A 19,538-nucleotide genomic window follows, 5' to 3' on the forward strand; every position below is an offset into this window, starting at 1 on the left:
GGTGCTTCAACGCTGGCCTAGTCGGACATCATCCCTGCCGCCCGCATACTGAAGGCGTTCTTCTCCCGCCCGAAACCGACGATGATGTGATCGTGGACAACAATCTCCATCACCTTGCAGGCCTCCACGATCTTTCGGGTGAGATCGATGTCGGTCTGGCTCGGTTGGGGATCGCCGGAGGGGTGGTTGTGGCAGAGGATGAGAGCGGAGGCGTCGAGAACCAGGGCGGAGCGGAGCACCTCGCTGACATAGACCGGCACATGATCGATGCTGCCACGTGTCATGACCCTGTCGCGGATCAGCCTGTTCTTCCGGTCCAGAAGCAGCACCCGAAACACCTCGACCCGTTCATGAACGGCGTTGAGAGCCAGGTAATCGGTCAGCATGGCCCAGGACTGCAGTGCAACGGTCGAGCGGGCATGCCTGCGCAGGATGGTGCGGGCGGCGTCGAGGGTCGCGATCTCGGTTTCGGAGAAACCGGATGCGCCTCGTTCGGAGATCTCTTTGGGGTCATGCTGTATCATGTCGTTTCCAATCGTTTGGGGGGTGTCGCGGAGGGCGCTGCTCAGATCATGCCTGCGATGACGAGGCCGGATTTCATGGAAGGGCGACCGCAGGCCTCACAGAAGCCGGCGCGCTGGTCGGGTTCGAGATCGGCGGTGTGATCGCAATCGGGCGCCATGCAGATCGCGGGTACGACGCCGCCCTGCGCATAGTCCTCCAGGAAGTCCACGATCTCGGTGTAGCCTTCCGTCTCGGCGAGCGTGACCAGCTTGGGATGGATGAGATTGAACATGCGTCTAGTCCTACTGATGGGGTGAAACGAAAAGAGGGGAGCCGCATCACTGCGGCTCCCCTCACGGGACCTGCCTCTTGGGGACAGGAGGCGCGGGCCGGTCGGAGACAGGACCGGCATCGCCCCGTCAGGCCGTTTTGGGAGGAGGATCAGACCTGCACGGGCGAAAGCGCCCCGGTTGCCCGGGGCGCCAGTTCTGTAGCAGTCGCTACCTGTCAGCCGACCAGGGCGAGCCCGGCGTTGTCCGACCGGTCCTGGCCGGCGCTCTCGACGAAGGGAATGATCGAGAAGGTCTTGCCGCCCCGCTGCTCCTCGTTCTGCACGGCGTTGACCCGCAGATCGCCGTCGGGCGTGTTGATGAGGAGCGAGACGTAGTCGTTGCCGGTCCGGTTGCTCTTCGCCATCCAGGCCGAACCGACGCGGATCGGATGGCCCTTCGGCGAGCTGACCTCGATCCGGTAATCGGGATGGGTCTCCTCGGTCTTGAAAGCGTTCTCGATGAGCATGAAGTCGAGGTCGAACATCATGTTGGCGATGTAGCCGGCGAAGGCGTTGTCGGCATCCATCGCGGTCAGCTCGCCCGAGATCGAGCCGGACTTCATCGCACCGTTCGAGACCAGCGGGATGATCTCGAATTCGTGGGTCTCTGCTTCGCGGGCTTCCTTGGTCTGCACGGCATTGACCCGGAAGGGTCCAAGGCCGACATCGATCTGCATCGAGATGTAATGGTTACCGGTGGTATTGCCGGTCTCGTTCCAGGCCGTGCCGATGCGCACCTTCCGGCCGGATTTGTTCACCGCCGTCACGTCATAGTCCGGGCTCCGTTCGGACATCTTCGTCCGCGCCTCGAGTGCGATCGCGATATCGAACCGGGTCGAGTGGATCATGCCGGAATAGGCGGTTACTGCGGTCTCGGCGTTTTTCGTCAGGGTTCCTGCGAACATGGGTCTTCTCCTTGGGTTTGCCGCTGCCCGGCACTTGGCCAGAGCACACGGGATTGATTTTCGACCCCTCATGGGATCGCAAAACCACAAAGCCCTCTTTCCTTTCTCTCCCGCCTGTCAGCCCGACCCGGCGCCGGAACGGGTGTCAGACGTCGCCCCGCGCACCACCCTCCCCTGCTCTGCCGCTACATCTAGGCGCGGTTCCAATATGAAGAAGTCGGCCTCGGCCCCGTTCAGCCGTTTGCCACTCCGGTCGGTCAGACCGATGGTGCTTCCGTTCCGCACAAAGGTGATGAGGTATTGGCCGAGGCCGTCCCGATGCACCCGGTAGCCCTCGTTCACCCAATGGACGGATTTGCCGGCATCCACGGCGAGCTTGATCTCCGCGACGTTCATCTGGATCTCCATTTCAGTGTTGGCGTCGGAAACAAGAGAGGCCCGATCCGCGGATCGGGCCTCTGCACACCCGCATTCGATCTACCAGTCGAAGACCTCGAGATAGGGCACCGGCGGGACATCCCGATCGAAGAGAACGTAGTCGCACCCCGCATCCATCGCCAAGGCCATGACGGTCTTGAAGGCGTCACAGTCGACGCCTTCCGGCATGTCGGCGAGGGTTTCAGGGACGGAGAACAGCCAGCCATACTCGTTCCGCATAGACGGCGATTTGGCGAAGAACCCGTTCTCGATGGCCTGGACGGTTTGTTCAGGCAGATGTGCGGTGCTGCAATCGTAGAACCTGCGGACGTTGCGCATCATGATCCCCTCGCCTCCATCCAGTCCTTGAGGCCGAGGATCGTTTTGCCGGTGGCCACCTCGCCCAGCCATGTCGTCCGTGGATCGCCGACGGTATCTTGTGCCTGCCGGTAGATATGCCCGTTGGCCATCCAGGGCTCGGGCTGGATCCGTCCGAGCCAGTCGGCGAGGCTCGGGATGCGGCCCTGACAGTCTTCGCGGACATGCTGCTCGCCGATCCAGCGGATGGGAATTTCACGCCCCGCCGCGTTGGTGAGCGAAAGCCCGAAGACCCGTTCGGCCTCGAAGATACCTTGCGTGTGATGGCGCAGAGCACGGTGGGTGAAGATGGCGAGATGCTCCTTTGAGGCATCGAACCAGTCGTGAACGGCCTGATAGTCGGATGGCGTTCCGCCATACTTCCGGGCGGAACTTTCGGCATGATGGAGGGGATGGGCCATGTCACAGGCCCTCATCGAAACTGTGGGAGCATTCAACGTAGCGGTCGGCATGATCGAGGGTGATGCTGTCGGCGATGACATCCCAGGTCAGCGTGCCATAGCCGCCCTCGTTGTTCTCGAAGCCGGGATGCTGGTGATAGGCGACGGACCAGGCGAAGTCGCCGAGCTTCGTGGAGAGATCGTCGGGGAGCGTAATGCCGACCGGCTGCACCGTCACGTCTTCGATATTCCCGGAATCGCCGTAGCCCTCGTATTCGGCGGTGACCTCGGTGATGCCGAGGCCTCGCAATTGCGGGAGCAGCTCGTTTCGGGTGGCCTTGTTGGCGGCTTCGCGCTCGGCCTGCCATCTTGCCATCGTCTCGGCAAAGGTGGTCTCGGAGTTGGTCATGGGTCTCGTCCTCTTGTCTGGGATTGGGGAAGGTGCCGAGGGGTCCAGAGACCCGCCACGGCGGCGGAACGCGAGGGGGCAAAGCACCCTTCCACGTTCCCCCGACCGAAAGCCCGCTTTTCCTTTCAGGCGGCTCGCTCCGCCGCCGTTTGAGACCCTTCCCCCACAATCCGGGCCAGGATGGCGGCGGTATCGACGCCCTCCCCGTGGGGCACGAAGACCCGAAGCTGGAAGGCGATGATCTCGGTGAAACACCCGACCGCCTTCAGACCCTCGATGGCACCCTTATCGGCCCCGTCGATCTCGAGGCGGGCCGCGCCCGCGACGCGGCGGCGGGTGAGCGTGAGACCCCGGCCCAGATCGACCGGCGCGGTGGACCCGAGTGCGGCCGTCAGCATCTCATGCGAGGTTTTCGGGGTACCGGCCATGAAGCGGGCTCGCAGTGCTGCGGCGCCGTCCTCGCTGACGGTCCGGCCGATCATGCTTGCCTGCCCCTCCGGCGTAACGCGGTAAATGCGCTCGTTGCCCGAGGGGATGTCCTTCCAGATCGGCAGCAGCAGCCCGGTCAGCAGGTAAAGCTTCGTCGTCGTCACCTTGGGCAGGCCATCGGCCTCCTCGTCCCAAAGGCGGCGGAACTCGGGCTTTTCGATCTCCTCCCAGGCGGAGGCCTGGAACTTCCCTTCCTCGACATAGGTGGACCCGCTCGGCCGGATCACCTTACGCATGAGCGTGACGATCTCCTCGTCATACATCTGCATCGGACGCGACGAGATCAGTGCCGCGCGACCCGACGCACAGTTGATCATTGGCAGCTTGTCGGGGTTCCGGTCCAAAGCTTCTTCTGCCGAGAGCACATGGACTGGGTCGGTCACCTCGAGTCCGACGATCCGTGTCACCGCCCCGGAACGCGGACAGGTCCAGAGATCCTCCACCGAGACCTGTTCGATCCTCTCGCCACGCAACGTCTCGACGCCGAGATCGAGCGTGCCAGCGGCCCGCGCCCGCTCGGTCTGATCGGCGATCCGGCTCATGAACTCGGCGAAGAGCGCGTTCTGCATGTGGATCGGCAGGGCCAGCACCCGGTTGAGGAAGCGCTGGATTGGTGGAAGCTCTTCGAGCAGCACTCCGTCCTGATCGATCAGCCAGAGCGTGGTCCAATCCGTAAACTGCTCATAGCTCATCGCCCCGGCTCGCCCGGCGGCGAGATCGGCATAGTAGCCCCGGAGCGCACCTCTGGCGATCGGGCTCTCGAGATTGTCCTCCTCCCGGAACATGCCCTGTGAGCCGGTCTCGCGCTGGCCCTTGGTGAGGGCGCCCAGCTGATCGAGCCGCCGGGCGATCGTCGAGGTGAAGCGTTTCTCACCGTGCACATCCGAAGTGCAGACCCGGAAGAAGGGTGCTGACACTTGGGCCGAACGATGCGTGCGGCCTAGCCCCTGGATCGCGGCGTCTGCCCGCCAACCGGGCTCCAGCAGGTAGTGCCGTCGCCGTTTCTGGTTCTTGGCCGTTTGAGCGGCATGATAGGACCGGCCCGTCCCGCCGGCATCGGAGAAGATCAGGATATCCTTCTCGCCATCCATGAAGGCCCGGGTTTCCGAAGAATTGCTGCTGGCGGAGCGTTTCTCGATGAAGAGTGCTCCGTCCTGCGACTTCAGGGGGCGGATGGAGCGCCCGGTCACCTCGGCCACGGCCTCATCCCCGAAGGCCCAGAGGATCTGGTCGAGCGCCGCGGGGATCGGCGCCAGGGACATCAACTCCATCATTGCCGCATCGCGCAAGGCCTCGGCCTCGCGCGAGACCACCAGGGCGCCATTCGCATCCCGTAGCGGTTCGGCAACCATGTTCCCGTCGATCTCGACCAGCTTCTGGGCGTGGATCGGGAAAGCCTGTTCGAGGTAAGAGAGCACGTAGTCGCGGGGCGTCAGCGCACCTTCCACGAGCTCGTCTTCCGGGTCCATCGCCTCGAGCCGCCGCTTCAACAGGCTCTCGCCCGTGGAGACCACCTGGATGACGCAGGCAAATCCCTCGGCCAAATCATTTTCAATGGCACGGATAACGGTCGGGGCCTTCATGCCCATCAGAAGGTGGTTGAAGAAACGCTGTTTGGTGCTTTCGAAACGGGACTTGGCCGAGGCCTTGGCGGCGGAGGCGTTGGTCTGGCCGGAGGCATCATTGACGCCGGTCGCGGTCAACGCCGCCTCGAGATTGCGATGGATCGTCCGGAACGCGCCCGCATAGGCGTCGTAAATCTCGATCTGGGCGGGTGTCAGCGCATGCTCGAGCACGTCATATTCAACCCCATCGAAACTGAGCGCCCGCGCAGTGTAGAAGCCGAGCGTCTTCAGATCCCGGGCCACCACCTCCATCGCCGCCACGCCGCCGGCCTCCATCGCCGAGACAAAGCTTTCACGGCTCGGGAAGGGGTATCCGGGGCCCTGGCCCCAGAGACCGAGCCGGGAGGCATAGGCCAGGTTCTGCACGCTGGTGGCGCCCGTTGCCGAGACATAGAAGACCCGGGCACGAGGTGCGGCGAGCTGCAGGCGCAGTCCGGCGAGACCCTGCTGGGAAGGCTTCGCCCCCCTGCCCGCGTCGGACCCGGCCGCATTCTGCATGGCATGGGCCTCGTCAAAAGCCAGTATGCCGTCGAACGTGTCACCCATCCAGTCGAGAACCTGGCTGAGCCGGGTCGTCCCGCATTTGCCCGCCGAGCGCAGCGTTGCATAGGTCACGAAAAGGATGCCGTCGCCCATCGAAATGGGCTGATCTGGCTTCCATTTGGAGAGCGGCTGGATGTCGGCGGGCGAGCCGCCGAGGTCGGTCCAATCGCGGATCGCGTCCTCGATGAGCGTGGCGGACTTGGAAATCCAGACCGCCTTGCGGCGCCCCGCGAGCCAGTTCACCAGGATGAGCCCGGCGCATTCGCGGCCCTTGCCGCAGCCGGTGCCGTCGCCGAGGAAATACCCGAGGCGATAGGCGAGGGCCTCCGGATCATCGTCGGAGCGGGTCATCCGAGTCTGGTCCTCGTCGATGGTGAATTTCCCCGGCAGGTCACGCGCGTGGGCATCATTCGCCATGAGGATGGTCTCGAGTTGGGCCTCTGAGAGATGACCCCCCTCGATCAGGCGGCCGGGCAGGCGCAGATCGGCGGCGGCTTCGTTCGACGGGATCGAGGGTGCGACCGAGGCCATGGCGATACTTTCGACCAGAGGCGTGGGATGTTCCTGGGCCCCCGTGATCTCGATCCGCTGCGGACGGTAGCGGGCATAGATATCGGAGACCGGGGTGTTCTCGCGAGGCGTAGCGAGGCAGGTGAAGGCCAGCGGGACGGTGGCATGGGATTTGGATTTGGCAGACGCCGCCTGGGCGATTGGGCGTTTACGTGCAATAGGGACACCCACCCGGCGCGACACACGCCGTGCCTGCGCACTGGTCTCGACAAGAGAGGCAGCCGGTCGAGCCGCGGCGACGTCATCGACGATCTGGCGCGCCGCATCCAAATCGCAGGCCGCTGTGCGGACGAATTCGACCTCTTCCTGCACCTTGTCGAAGACCATCAGCTGGGTTTCGACGGTGGTGCCGAGTTTGCGGTAAACGTGGCCCGGAATAGTGAGCGCGAGACGGGGCTTTGCGATGGCCGAGGCCCGTGCCCAATGGGCCGCGTCTCGTTTCGGCGTGAAGCCCATCGGCATGATCGCCGCGAGACGTCCGCCGGGTGCCAGCCGTTTGGCAGCGCCGATCAGATGTTTCGCCGCAATGTGCTTGTCGCGCGACCGATCGACCGATGAGGCGAAGGGCGGATTCATCACGATGACACCGGGAAGGTCGGGCACCGTCAGGAGATCATCAATATGTTCGGCGTCAAAGCCGGACACCTCGCCCCCGAACACCGCCTCGAGAAGCGCCCGACGGAAGGGATCGATCTCGTTCAGCATCGGTTTGCCACCCGCGCAAACTGCAAAACCAGCCAGCGCGCCGATCCCGGCCGAAGGTTCCAGAAAGATTTCGCCGGGACGGATGGCCGCGGCACGCGTGACCAGCGCCGCATAGGGCAGCGGCGTCGAGAACTGTTGCAGGCGGATCTGCTGCTCGGAGCGCCGCGTCTCCGTCAGAAGCCGTGAGGAGAGCAATCTGGCCATCGCAAGCGCGTCCGAACTGCTGTCCCGCACAAGCTGCATGACCGCGGCGGCCTGCATCAGGTCATAGGCCATGCGCCAGAACCACGCGCCGCCGGCATCGCTGCCACCGAAAGTCTCGCGCATGATCCGGGCGAGCGATGAGCTCTTGAGCGGTTGCTTCTCAATCTCGCTGCCGATCAGGCGAATGGCCTGAAGAAGGTGAGGTTTCGATGGGAAATCGCGTGCGAGTACCGGGCTTCGGTTGTCCATATCGTCTGTCCTTTGAGTCAGGTTGTGGGTTCGACAGGACAGAAAGCCGCCTCTGCGCTTTCGTCTGCGCGGAGGCGGCTCAAGGCTGGACAGATGGCGACGCTGCCGGCGGTCAGGAACCGTTCCCGGCGAAAAACTCGGCCAGAACCGGACTCGCCTCACTCTTCGCCGAGCCGAGGAGCTCGGACCCGGCGAGCGAGGCTTTCGACAGACGCACGAGGACGCCTGTCTCCTCGATGCGGTAGCAGCGACGCTTTTGCTCTCCGCGCCGGTAATGGGTGGCGGTCACGATCTGGCAGGTGCTGCCATCGGTCAGCGTCACTGGCGCAGCCAGTTTGATCTTGTCGCCCTCGTCGTAGGCCGGGATCGCCGCCCAGTCGCGGCAGCGCTGACGCCAGGCATGGGCATAGCTGTCGGGATCCTTCAACTCGGAGAGCAATGCCAGAAGGCTGAGCGGCGCGCGCGACTCCACGGGCCCGGCGCTCTCCTCCATGTCCTTGTAGCCCCAGCAGCCCTCGTCATAGCGGGTGAGGAAGACGGCGCCGAAGGTGATCGACCCGTCGGCATCGGTCACGTAGGTTCTGTCTTCAACCGGCCCGCCATCGATGTTGGTGAGCCTCAAAGCTGCATACCAGGTCGAGCCGACCTTGCAGGCCTTGAGCAACAATGTCTTGCGGGTATCCGTCTCGAAGGTGCAGAGCCGGGCGATTTCAGCTTTTTCGTCCGCGTAAGTTTTCACGCGGCGATCAGTATAGAAGACCCAGCCCACTATGCCGCCCTCCGGTCATCGATCTCGATGAGCGCGTCGAGCGGCACCCGGTAGGGCAGCATCTCGTCGAAATCCTCGCAATTGCCGTGGTTCTGCACGATGGCATAGGTGTCGGTGGCGTCCCTGAGGATCACCCGGAATGTTCCACCGAGGCCGGAGGGAACATCATAGGTGCCGCCGATCAGATAATCGGCGGCGCGGCGCAGGAAGACGCGGATCGTGTGGCCATCGGTCGCCAGCCGAATGGTGTCATGACCACGGTCGATGAGCATTTGCACATCATCGAGAATGTCGGTGTAGAACTGGCCGGTCAGATCGCGAAACGCCGCCTGCCGGGCCGCCATCCAATCCGGGTCCCGGAACGGGTTGATGCCCTCGGCAAAAGCGTAGGAGGGATCGGCTTGCGCCGTTGTGACGATCCGCGTCGTCGAACCATCGATGCCGTTCGAGCGCAGATGGACGCCATTGCCGACGATCAGGATCAGGGCGGGTTTGCCGACCGGCCCGTTCCAGTTGGGAAGGAAGGTGGAACAGCCGCGCGCATGCGCGATCTGGGCCGCGACGCTCGCCGCGGTGAAGCTAAGAAGGGACATGGGATTTACCTGTAAGATGGAGGGAGGGGTGCGACCCGCGCCTACGTTTCGGAGCGGGCCACCTGTAGGGTCAGGCCGCTTCTGCGACTTCGGTTTCGTCTTCGGGTGTCTCGGCCTCGCTGGCATCAACCGGCTCGACACCTGCCGTCTGCATCATCGGCGGGCACCAGGCCGCGACCGCCGCGCGCTGCGCCTCCGTCAGCGTGGCGAAAGGCTCCGCAAAGAGCTTTTCGCAGAATTCGACGACTTGCTTCTTGGTCGAGGAGGCCAATGTCACCGCCTCCTGTGCGAGCCCCAACTCCTCACCGAGAATCTTCAGGAGCCAAGCCTTCTTGAAGCGGTTGAAGAGTGCAGCGTTCGGTGTCCAATGCGCCCGGATGTCCGGCATGATCTCCACCTCGAAATCGTACATCAGGCTGTCGCGCTGCCGGTCCCGTGCGAAGCAGGACTGCGTGGTCGCCGCCGTGGCATAGGCCACGAGTTTGGCCTTCTCGCCCGCATCGAGCGTCCGGAAGAGCGCGAACTGGTCGGCAGGGGATTTCGCGTCATCGGCCCAGGAGAGGTCGAGTGCGTCATGGGCCTCGGCCACCTGCTCAAGCGAGGTGCCGTCGATCTCGTCCATCTTGGCGTGGGTGCGATACTCCTGGCGGGCATCGACCTTGATCGCCTGGGTCACACCCATGCCGCTGGTCAGCACATCGGTGACCAGCTTGAAGAGCGTCAGATCAAGCGTCGCCTCCGGATGCATCGCCATGGCCGCACCGAGTGCCATTGCCCGCTCGGTTTTGAGATCTTCGGTCAGGGAAGCCGGATAGCTGATCTCGTCGCTTTCGGCCGCGCCCGTCGCCCCTTGTGTCCCAGAGGTCTTGCCGGAGCTTTCGATCTTGTCCTCGGGGCGGACGAGACCGACATGGAGGCTCACCTGCCCGTTCGACCAGGAGGCGATCACGCCGGAGCGGGCCAGATCGTCCGCGCTATAAGCCTCTTGCAATGCGCGCGCTTCGGCTTCCAACTCGTCGACCCTCTCGTAGAGCGCCTCATAGGCGTCTTCCTCGAGGCTCTCGTCCTCCATCTCGCGCTCGAGCTGTTCGAGCTCGGCGGTGATCGCCTCGATGCGCTTCTGGCCCTTCGCGTCGGGCTCGACTGCCCCCGGATAGACGCGGCCGTACTCTGCCATCGCGGCATAGTCGTAACGGGTCACGGCATCGGCCCAGGCAAAGCCCATCTCAGCCCGTGCCTCTTCGGCCGCGGCGGTCAGCTTCTCAAGCAGGATGATTTCGACCAGTTCGGCATCTTCAAGCACGGAATGCTCTTCGAGCAGATCGGCCGCGATGGCTCCGCCCCGCGCCTCGTAAACTTTGCGCACGAAGGCCCCGATATCGTCGCTGACTTGGACGCCGCGGGACTTCAGTGCGTTGCGGACCGTGTAGGCCTGCAGATAGGCATCTTCCTTGGTCAGTGCCTCGAAGACTTCCTTCTGAACCTCCTGGCTCGGGTGATCGGCGAAGGCTTTCATCGTGTCGAGGGTGATCGCCTTCGCGCGCGCCGCGGCACGGATGTCGGGATGGATGAGCCCGTAACGCAGACGGCCTTTGACGGCCGCCACGGTCGTGCCGAAGGTCTTGGCGATGGTTTCGGGGGTCTGGCCGTCGACCTCCATCATCCGGGCGAAGGCCTCGAACTCGTCGATGGCGTTCATCGGGGCCTGGGTGATGTTCTCGGCGAACGAAAGCGCCGTGGTCACGTCGCAATCATCGGGAACCAGGCGGCAGTCGATTTTGGTGCGTTTGGTGAAGCCCTTGACGGATTTGTCGGCCGCGAGTTCCAGTAGGGCCGCATGGCGACGGCCACCGGCGAGCACGCCGTATTTGCCATCGATCCTTTGCACCAAAAGCGGCTGCAGAAGACCCAGCACGGCGATGCTGGCTTTCAAATGCGCGATATTCTCGGAAGTGTAGCTCTCCGGCGAATTGCTTCGCACATTCGCGGGATGGGCCACGAGATCGCTGATGGCGATCGTGGTAGGTTGCAGGGCTTGTGTCATGGGACGTCCTTCTCGATGTGTTTGAGAGAGTCGCGCAAAACTTCACGTGACCAATCTCCGGATCCGGAGATCAAAAACACGAAAAGCCCGCTTTCCCTTTTGGGGTCAGCGGGCCGGACAGTGTTGAAGGTTGGAAATGTGCCCTGCCCTACCAGTCACGCGCCATCATGACAGTCAGCACGCGCATGGTGGTCTCAGGGTTCTCGGGCGTCTCCGCGCCATAGCGGAAATCGGAGCTGGCCTCGTAGAGGTCGACTTTCCAGAACACAGTCTCCCCCCGGATCGTCACTGCCCCGAAATCATGCCAACCCTCGGGATCGTTCTCGGGCTCGAATGAATCGAAGCCACCTGTGGCCTGAACGGCTTCTGTTACGAAACCATCGCCGGCCTCGATCAACGATTGGGTGACAACGAGACGACCCTGGATCGGCTGATCTGGGGTGATGCCCAGACAGGCAAACCTGCGGAAGGCATCGTTCTGGGCGGCGATGAAGGTTGCGTTCGGTCGGGGAGAATTTGCGGGTTCGGGATGGCTCATGGGTCTGTCCTTTCGGGATGTGTTGAAACCACCAAACCCAAAGCCAGCTTTTCCTTTCACCACGCCTTGCCAGCCGGAACAGTACCGGACTTCACGCGGCCTGCTCTCCTTGCCCGGCCTCAGACGCGGTGACGAGATAGTCGCAGGCCCGCTGCGCGTCCGCCGCATGTTTGAAGATCGCCCGCTTGTCCGAGCGGAGCACGCGGACCCAGTTGTCGAGATAGGCCGCGTTCAGCTCCAGCGTATGCGCGGAGAACCCCAGCTTCTGACCCAAAAACACCGTGCAAAGCTCGGCAATATATCCTGACAGTCCAGCCCCATTCTGAAATTTTCCGGCAATGAGAACGGTTTTGGTCATGCCGCTACCTCCTCTGCATGGGGCTGCTGCGCATGCATCCAGTCGGCCGCCTGCTGCGCCTTGCTGGCGGCGGTGAAGATGGCCTTGGGGTCGTCTTTTAGGACCTTGAGCCACGAGGCAATATAGGCGGCATGATCGGGGCGCGGATGGTGGGCGATCCCGAGGTCTGCCAAGACGAGCCCGCTGAGAATTTCCACACAGCATTCTTCGGCGGCATAGGCGGCCGAACCAAAGCGACCGGAAAGATCGCGGTCGAGCCTGTGCTTTGCGCCACTGGCGTGACCGTTCTCGTGTAGCCAGACACCGTAGAATGACGCGGCATCGCGAAACGAAGTGAACTGCGGCATGAACACGGTGTCGGCCGACGGGCGGTAATAGGCTTCCGATCCACCGAACTCCGTCTTGACGCCCAAGTTTGTGATGAACGCTTCCGCATGGGCAAGGCGTTCAGCCTCGGGCAGCACAGGGGTCGCCGGGCGCTCGTACCCGTCCACCTGAGCGATATTGAAGACAGAAAATGCGCGGGCGAACATCCGTCGATGCCCGTCATCATCGTCATCGTCGTCGGCCTGCTGGGAAACCTTGATCTCCCTCCACAAGACGACCGTGGTGGAGCGTTCTCCTTTACGCACCTGCGCGCCAGCATCCTGCCATTGCTTGTACGTTCCCCAGATACCGTCGCCATATCCGGCGGCAAAGCCCGTGGCCCAGAGCGCCAACGTGTTTATGCCGCGATAGCGCTTGCCGGATGAAACGTTGGTCGGACGCGCTATGCTGCTCCCGTTGTGGAACCAGGGCGCACGCCAGTCGCCGGCGCCGGCCTCGATGGCGGCGATGATCTCGGTGGTGATACGATTATAAACATCGGCGCGCCCGGCCGATGAGGAAGATCGGGACATGACAGGTCTCCAGGACGGGCGGAGCAGGCCTCTCCCGCTCTCCTCATCCCGTCACTCACCCCGATCCCAAGCTTCCTCTCCCTTTACCGCCGCCCGAACGGGCGGCGTCGCGCCCTCGGGCGCGATCCGGGCCAGCACACCCTCGATCCGGTCAACCTCCTGCTGGAGCGCGGTCCGCTGCAATCCGGGCAACCGCTTCTCGCGCAGCAACATGCGTGCCTCATCGGCACTCCGCTCCCAGACGGGCCTGTGATGTTCCGCGATGCAGGCGTTCGGGCAGCGGGTCGGTTCACAAAGTGCTGTCAATGGGCGGTCTGCCGCGGCATCTGTCACGCGCTTGAGGCACAGGGCGGTTGCCGGATCGAAGAAGCAATCGGCAAGCGGTCCGACATGCAGGGTGCGGGCCAGACTGGCGAGCATGGTGCGCAGACGAGACCGGTCGGCGATCATCGGCGGCAATGGCCCAAGCTCGGTGGCTGTCTCGTCGAGGGTACGCGCGACACGAGGACCGGCCGGCCCACCAAGGTCGGCCCCGCCGCGCCGCCTGTCGAAATACTCGAGCAGATCATCGATCTGGCCGAGCCGACGTTGCGCCTCGACCTCGGCGCGGAAACCCGAGGCGCTGCTACCCGCGTAGCCTTCGAACGCGGCGACGGATGCATGCTTGTACTGGATCATGCCGGCCACCGTTCCGAAAGGACGGTTTGCGATGTGCCATGCGATCGTGCGACGAAACTGGCGGGTCGTGATCCGCCAGGGCTTGCCGTCCGGCCCGGGCGGTATGGCGGGCGCCTCTTCCGTCCCGAACAGCCTGTTCAGGTGGTCACGATAGGCGTTGATCTGGCGCACGATCTCGGCGGAGACGTGCGGTTTGCTACTTCGCGTCACTGACAGCACAGGCCAGAGCGTATCGAGACCATGGGCAACAGCCGCGCGCCGGGTCAACTGTTCGAGCACCCCGATCGCATCGGCGACGGGCTCGATGGTCACCCACTCTGCCGGCGCTCCCCGGGCCCCCTTTCCCTTGTAGGCGGTGGAACGGACGCGGTGTCGTGACACGGTGCCGTCCTCGCTGCGCGCAAGCGTCAGGCATCCCCGGCGCATCGCCTGCACCTCACAATCGCGCATACCGGTCAGATAGGCGCAGACCACATAAGCCGCTGCCTGCAGCATGCGCTCTTCCAGGACGAGGGATTTGGCATCGAAGCGGAGCCGCCATGGCCGGCCGAGATCGGCATCGACCGAGATCGGCGTATCCATGCCGCCGGGTTCGATCCCGATATCCGCGATGGCGGCAGCGATGAGATCGGACGCGCCGCCGGCGAGAGCGAGATGCATCGCCGGCTCCCTGGCGGCATCGACCCCTACGTGAAGATGCAGAAGCTGCACGTTGACGACGGGCAGAAGCTCCCCGCTTACCGGATCGACGGATGCGGAACCGTTGGGCGGGCTTGCCCAGACCGGCACGCCCCGACCCTGCCGCGCGCGGGACCGGAAATAGCGCGCCAGTCGCTGCCGTTGCCGGCGGCGGCGCTCCGCATGCGGCAATCCCTGTTCCGCAACGAAAAGCCGGTCGCGGCGCGCTTCGAGCCGGGAAAGCTCACGCCGGGCGGCGAGAATGTCCCCTGCGAATACCGTGATGTAGCGCAGCGACCATGCCAGAAGCGGCGCAATGATCGGCTCGGGGATGCGCGGGGTCCGGTTCTCGGGAACATGACGATAGCCCGCGACGCGTGCGGGTGGCCGTCCGTCCCACGGTTCGAACGACAAGCCGCCGGCGGGAAGGTGCTCACGGTAGAGATAGAAGTCGATGACGATCTCGAGAAGCTGCCCGACAATGACGGGCCGCCTTGCCGGGTCCTCTCGGAGATGCCGCGCATAGGCGTCGATCAGCGGAGGATCAATGCGGGCAAGGTCCAGCGCGCCCAATCGTTCGCGGACGAAGGCGAAGAAGCGCCGCGCCCGGTTGAACGCCTGCCGCACACAGCTGGGCGGCAGCTTCGGACGATGGCCGGGAAGGTCGACATTGAGACGCGCATAGAGATAGGCGCGCATCATTGCCTGCACATCGGCATCTTCCAGCACGTCGAAATGCACGGTGACGTGGCAGCGCCGGGCGTTCTCGCGGAAGACGGCCGGACCCAGATCCCAGCTTGGATCGCCGACGCGCGACAGGTCCTCGCGGGCATGGCCCGGCTTGAGCGGCGCGCACGCCAGCACGGGCCGATCGTCGAACGCGGGAGCGCGAGCAAGGGCGGGCGCGGTCATGCGCGCGCCTCGGGAGGCAGATAGAGGCGCTCCTCCCCGGCGCGTAACCGCGCTTCGGCGACAACGGCATCGGAAAACGCGGGCAAGATCTGATGGACGATCCGGGCATGAACCTGCCCGAACTTGACCATCCAGTCGGGACCGGGAAGCCCCTGCCGCTGGTCTTCGACGAAGGACAGGAAGGCCATGATCGCGGGGAGCTTGCGGGCGGTGATGACGGCGTTGGGGCAATGGAGGCATCCCCAGAACGGCTGTTGGCATGGCGAGCCGGCCTCGGCGAAGGGGCTGCTATGGAACCCCGCGCAGGCGGCGAGCCAGAGATCCTGCTCCCCATCGAGAATGGAACCGACCGCATCCGGCGGCATCAGCGGCCCGGCCTGTTCGGGCGCTTCGCGCAGCGTCTTCTCGGCTGCTGGCGCGAGGATGGTCGGCATCGCGGCGACAACAGCGTCGCGGAAGGCATCGGCGACGGTGGCCTCGTGCAGGGGCCGCAGCGATGGCAGATCGGCGTAGTGGCGCGCCGCGACCTCGGGCGTGTGGCCGACCGCGAAGCGGGCGATGTACCCCTCAGTTTTGGTGTACCACAGCGCCTTGTGGGTTTTGCGAAGCCGGGACAGCAGAAGATGGAGCGGCTTGCCGTCCTCATCGACAATCCGGTGCCGTGCCACCCAGGCGTCGAGGCGTTCGCGCGGATGACGGATGCCGGCATGGAGACCGCCGACGCTGTGGTAAACCCAGAGACAATCGGTGGGCAGATGCTGACGGGCGACGGTCGTGATCTCGATCAGCCGGCGGAGAAGGCCACCCGGCGTGCCGAGGCCGCCGTCGCGCACGCGCATGCTCTTGTGCCCGGCGGCGCCGGCGCGTCGCTTCAGGTATCGCAGTTCGACGGTTCCGGCGGAGGGATTGGCCAGGCAATCGACCGTCAGCGCCTTCAGGCATTCCGGCTCGAGGCCGGTATCGAGAGCAAGCAGCACGAGCAATGGCGGCAGATCGGTGACGTGCAGATGATGCCGACGATGCAGGTCGTCGATCAGCGTGCTGATCGGCAAACCGCGCCGCAAGCGCATGAAATAGAGACGGCGCAACTCGACGCTCTCGGTCCGAACGGCTCCATCGCGCGCGATGAGAGCTTCGACATCGGCCCGCGCTCCGGCAATGACCGGATCGCCCTCATCGGTCCGATCCTCGGTGCCGATCCGGCGGAATATCGCTTCCACGTCCGTACGGGCCGCGTCGCGCAGCGCACGGGCGACGAAGGGGCTGTAGGCATCACGCGGGGTCGAGCGTTCCGCCGAGGTCGCCATTGTATAGCGCAACCGCTCATGGAGGTCGGGCGTGATACTGTCGGGCCGATCCGCCTCTATCGCACGCAGCGTATTGACGATCTTGCTGACCGTCACATGCCGGTAGATCGCGCCCATTCCCCCGCGTTCGAGTGCCGATGCGAAACCCTCGACATGGGCTGCGCGCATGTCTTCGGGCCCGTCCACTTCCCCCGCCTCATCGGAAAGCCAGGTGAAGAAACGGCGATAGGAGTTTACATACTGTTTGATGACGCTGGCCGCACCGATCGGGCCGCCGAGCGCGGCCGACCGGCGCAACGCGCTGGCAAAGGCGATAGCGAGCGGACGAGGATCGAGATTGGTCATGTCAACCAGGACGGTCCCGCCATGCCGCGCCTCGATGACGAACCTGAGGCCGAGCACCGGATCGGGCTTGGCTCGCTCCGGCGTGACGCGCGCGAAAGCAACGGGCCTGCCCTTGCGGGGACGCCCGCTCATGCGCCCTGCGGTCCCGGCAGCAGTGCCAGCAACTTCTCGACCGCCGAATCCACCGTATCGGCGCGGGTCGCGATATGGTCGAGATAGATATAGGTGGTGGCGAGGCTCGCGTGGCCGAGCAGGCGTTGCACCTGCTGCAGCGGGTCGCCCAGGATCAGCCGGTAGCTCTCCATCGGCCCCGCCGGCAATGCGGCTTCGCGCAGACGCTCCTGGATCAGCAAAGCGAGCATATGGACCGCGAAGGTGTGGCGCAGCTGGTGCGGGCTGATCGACAACGAGAAACCATAGTCTCTACAGCGCTTGCAGGCGCGGGCGAAGATCACCTCCCAGGAATTGGGTCGAACGGGCTGTCCGACCTCGGTCAGCCATAGCGCCGCGGGCTCGCGCGGCGTTCCGTTCTCGTTGCACAGGATCAGACGGCATCGTTCCTCTGGCGTGCAGACATCGCGCATGCGGTCGAGACCGGCGTCGGTGATATGGATCGGCCGGTCAAAGCGCGCCGCGCCATTGCGCGCGACGAATTTGGCCGCGCCTGCCGCGCGCTCGACATCGATATAGGCCGCGATCTGACGAAGCAGCCGGCGTGGGACCAGAACACTTCGTCCGCGATCGCCCTTGGTGAGCGGCGGCGGCAGGCGCAACCAGAGCTGCCGGTTCTCATCGCCGTCCGGAACAATGACCGCGAGATCACCGGAGAGCAGACCTGAGGCTTCTTCCAGTCGCAAACCTGTCGTGACGAGCAGATCGGCGAAGAGCGCGTTGCGCAATCCGTTCCGATCACGTGCGCCGGGGCGTTCGCTGCCGTCAGGCGCGAGGCCGCGCAGACCGACCTCGCGGAAGATGCGGTAGTCGTCCATCGTGACGAACCGGACATCCGACCGCTTCGCAACACGTTCATAGGCGTCGTTGCGCGCGGCGATCATTCCGCGACGTCCACCCTGCGCCGGTCGCCACACGGCACGACGGTTGAACGGTGCCTCGGCGATCAGCCCTTGCCGCTCGCCCCAGCGATAGAGGCGATCAAGGCTGGCGACGGCCCTGTTCCAGCTTGCCGCCGTGATCCGCTGACCAGCATCGCCGCGCCGACGCGCACGATGATAAGCCTCGACATCGTCGCGGGTCGCAGCCCATACGGTCTTGCCGCAAGCATCGAGAAAGCGAAGCCAGACTGTCACATCATAGGCCTGGGCGCGAAGCGAATGCCGCGATCGAATCCCCGATAGCGGCAGGTCGAGAAAGAAGCGATCCAGATCGGGGTCGTAGAGCGCGTCGCCGCGCAGGATCAACGGCACATGCGCGGCGAGACCCCCGGCCTCGCGACGCTCGCAAACAGAAATAATCGACACCAGCGCAAAACCCTCCCCATGCCCCCACCCGGCGCACGCTTCGGCCCGGCAGTTCTCAGGCTGGCCGCCGCCAGCTCTTTGGTAAGCGCGGCGGCCAGCCTGAAAACTGCCTACCGTCAACGCCTGTCACCCATCCTACGGCAAGGTGGCATGCGGTGCAGACTGTCAAGATAAAGCCACGATTTCTTCGCGGGCATAGGCCGTGTTCCCGAACCGAGCATCGCCATAGCTGCGGTTCAACCGGTGCCGGGGTTTCGTCCAGTGGCCGAGCTCGTGGCCCCAGACGGCGTAGAAATTCCGCGGGTTCTCGAAGAGCTCGATCGGGGGCAGGTAGATCTTGTCGAGGGCCGGAACGTAGCAGGCTTCGCGACCAGAAAAGCTGACATTGGCACCGATTGCCTCAAAGAAGCTCTGCATATGCGGGATCGGAGCGCGTTCGGGGTGAACTTCCGGTTCGGCCGCTGCGGGATGGAAGCGAGGGTCCAACCCCTCGATCTGATCGGCGTTAAAGACGCGGTAGGACTTCATGAAGGGGATTGTTTTGGGGTCTTCGGTTTCCGCCTCCCCGCCGTGGGCACTTTCGGCCTGTTCGCGCTCGGCCGTTCCGTAATAGACGACCACCGACGATTTCGAGCCCTTGATAATCTTAGCGTCGAGCTCATTCGCCTGCCTCAACGTCATCCAGTAGGGCGAGGAAAATCCGGCCATCAAGGTGCGCATGGTCAGCAAGAAGTTGTTGACGCCCTGATAGGGTTCGCCGTTCTGGCGGAGCGGCACAGAACTGCCGCCGACCGTCCAGGGCTTGCGCCAGGGCAACACGCCCCGGTCGATGATCTTAATGAGTTCGTTGGTGATCGACGCCGCGGCGTCGAACTTTGGCTTGCTGGATTTGGCCATGATGATCTCCGATGTCTGGTAAGTGTGCAGACCCGGAGGTACCGTCAGGAAAACACCCTTGGAGGGGACGGCAGGGTCCGTCCAGAACCCTGCCTGACCCCCAACCCCTTGGCTCCGGATCCGGCAAAACCCAAAGCTTGCTTTTACTTTTTTCATATCGCTGACACGAAATGTCTTTCGGCACCCGTCCAGCGGAAGCCCAGAAATCGCGCCAAGCTGACCCTAAGACCCTTGAGCAAGGAGAAACGCGCGAAAGTTGGTGATGCCCCGAGGGGCGGCATATCATGGCGGTGTCTAAGCGCCGTCAATTCTCAACCGAGAAAGGGATATGCC

General features: G+C 64.1%; 17 protein-coding genes and 1 pseudogene. All 18 read right to left on the reverse strand.

What is annotated here, in order from left to right; all coding sequences use genetic code 11:
- Positions 1–17: 17 nt before the first annotated feature.
- Positions 18–524, reverse strand: coding sequence for a JAB domain-containing protein (locus G455_RS0112135; protein ID WP_084437062.1), 507 nt, complete (start codon positions 522–524; stop codon positions 18–20).
- Between the two features lie 41 nt (positions 525–565).
- Entirely contained in the window at positions 566–796 is a 231-nt protein-coding gene (locus G455_RS0112140; RefSeq protein ID WP_028093958.1) for a hypothetical protein, read from the reverse strand.
- 215 nt (positions 797–1,011) lie between these two features.
- Positions 1,012–1,740 (reverse strand): DUF736 family protein, encoded by a 729-nt coding sequence (locus G455_RS0112145; RefSeq protein ID WP_028093959.1) that lies wholly within the window; start codon positions 1,738–1,740, stop codon positions 1,012–1,014.
- Between the two features lie 117 nt (positions 1,741–1,857).
- Positions 1,858–2,136 carry a hypothetical protein gene (locus tag G455_RS0112150; RefSeq protein WP_028093960.1) on the reverse strand — a complete coding sequence of 93 codons (279 nt, stop codon included), beginning with the start codon at positions 2,134–2,136 and terminating at the stop codon, positions 1,858–1,860.
- A gap of 81 nt (positions 2,137–2,217) precedes the next feature.
- Positions 2,218–2,499: a DUF5983 family protein gene (locus G455_RS0112155; protein ID WP_028093961.1), complete on the reverse strand. Its 282-nt coding sequence runs from the start codon at positions 2,497–2,499 to the stop codon at positions 2,218–2,220.
- On the reverse strand, positions 2,496–2,936 hold the full coding sequence (locus G455_RS0112160; RefSeq protein WP_028093962.1) for a DUF6915 family protein: 441 nt from the start codon (positions 2,934–2,936) through the stop codon (positions 2,496–2,498). The genes G455_RS0112155 and G455_RS0112160 overlap by 4 nt, the downstream gene beginning before the upstream one ends.
- 1 nt (position 2,937) lies before the next feature.
- Entirely contained in the window at positions 2,938–3,324 is a 387-nt protein-coding gene (locus G455_RS0112165) for a DUF6878 family protein (RefSeq protein ID WP_028093963.1), read from the reverse strand.
- 125 nt (positions 3,325–3,449) lie between these two features.
- Positions 3,450–7,709: a strawberry notch-like NTP hydrolase domain-containing protein gene (locus G455_RS0112170; RefSeq protein ID WP_028093964.1), complete on the reverse strand. Its 4,260-nt coding sequence runs from the start codon at positions 7,707–7,709 to the stop codon at positions 3,450–3,452.
- Positions 7,710–7,821: 112 nt separating this feature from the next.
- Complete coding sequence (locus G455_RS0112175; protein WP_028093965.1) at positions 7,822–8,478, reverse strand: DUF6927 domain-containing protein; 657 nt, start codon at positions 8,476–8,478, stop codon at positions 7,822–7,824.
- On the reverse strand, positions 8,478–9,071 hold the full coding sequence (locus G455_RS0112180; protein ID WP_028093966.1) for a hypothetical protein: 594 nt from the start codon (positions 9,069–9,071) through the stop codon (positions 8,478–8,480). Before G455_RS0112180 ends, G455_RS0112175 begins: the two co-directional genes overlap by 1 nt.
- Before the next feature lie 70 nt (positions 9,072–9,141).
- Positions 9,142–11,115 carry a ParB/RepB/Spo0J family partition protein gene (locus tag G455_RS0112185; RefSeq protein ID WP_028093967.1) on the reverse strand — a complete coding sequence of 658 codons (1,974 nt, stop codon included), beginning with the start codon at positions 11,113–11,115 and terminating at the stop codon, positions 9,142–9,144.
- Between the two features lie 148 nt (positions 11,116–11,263).
- Positions 11,264–11,653 carry a DUF3768 domain-containing protein gene (locus tag G455_RS0112190; RefSeq protein WP_028093968.1) on the reverse strand — a complete coding sequence of 130 codons (390 nt, stop codon included), beginning with the start codon at positions 11,651–11,653 and terminating at the stop codon, positions 11,264–11,266.
- A 91-nt stretch (positions 11,654–11,744) separates the two neighbouring features.
- Positions 11,745–11,951 (reverse strand): annotated as a pseudogene (locus tag G455_RS0112195) (zincin-like metallopeptidase domain-containing protein); the annotation flags it as partial.
- A 56-nt stretch (positions 11,952–12,007) separates the two neighbouring features.
- A complete protein-coding gene (locus G455_RS0112200; protein ID WP_028093970.1) occupies positions 12,008–12,910 on the reverse strand; it encodes an ArdC family protein in 903 nt (300 codons plus the stop codon).
- Between the two features lie 51 nt (positions 12,911–12,961).
- Positions 12,962–15,178 (reverse strand): site-specific integrase, encoded by a 2,217-nt coding sequence (locus tag G455_RS0112205; RefSeq protein WP_028093971.1) that lies wholly within the window; start codon positions 15,176–15,178, stop codon positions 12,962–12,964.
- Positions 15,175–16,962 carry a hypothetical protein gene (locus G455_RS0112210; RefSeq protein WP_028093972.1) on the reverse strand — a complete coding sequence of 596 codons (1,788 nt, stop codon included), beginning with the start codon at positions 16,960–16,962 and terminating at the stop codon, positions 15,175–15,177. The genes G455_RS0112205 and G455_RS0112210 overlap by 4 nt, the downstream gene beginning before the upstream one ends.
- On the reverse strand, positions 16,959–18,428 hold the full coding sequence (locus G455_RS0112215; protein ID WP_229861761.1) for a tyrosine-type recombinase/integrase: 1,470 nt from the start codon (positions 18,426–18,428) through the stop codon (positions 16,959–16,961). The genes G455_RS0112210 and G455_RS0112215 overlap by 4 nt, the downstream gene beginning before the upstream one ends.
- Positions 18,429–18,473: 45 nt before the next feature.
- On the reverse strand, positions 18,474–19,205 hold the full coding sequence (locus G455_RS23955; protein ID WP_407636245.1) for an ArdC family protein: 732 nt from the start codon (positions 19,203–19,205) through the stop codon (positions 18,474–18,476).
- Positions 19,206–19,538: the final 333 nt, after the last annotated feature.

Source organism: Pseudodonghicola xiamenensis DSM 18339, from assembly GCF_000429365.1.
GTDB classification, from domain to species: domain Bacteria; phylum Pseudomonadota; class Alphaproteobacteria; order Rhodobacterales; family Rhodobacteraceae; genus Pseudodonghicola; species Pseudodonghicola xiamenensis.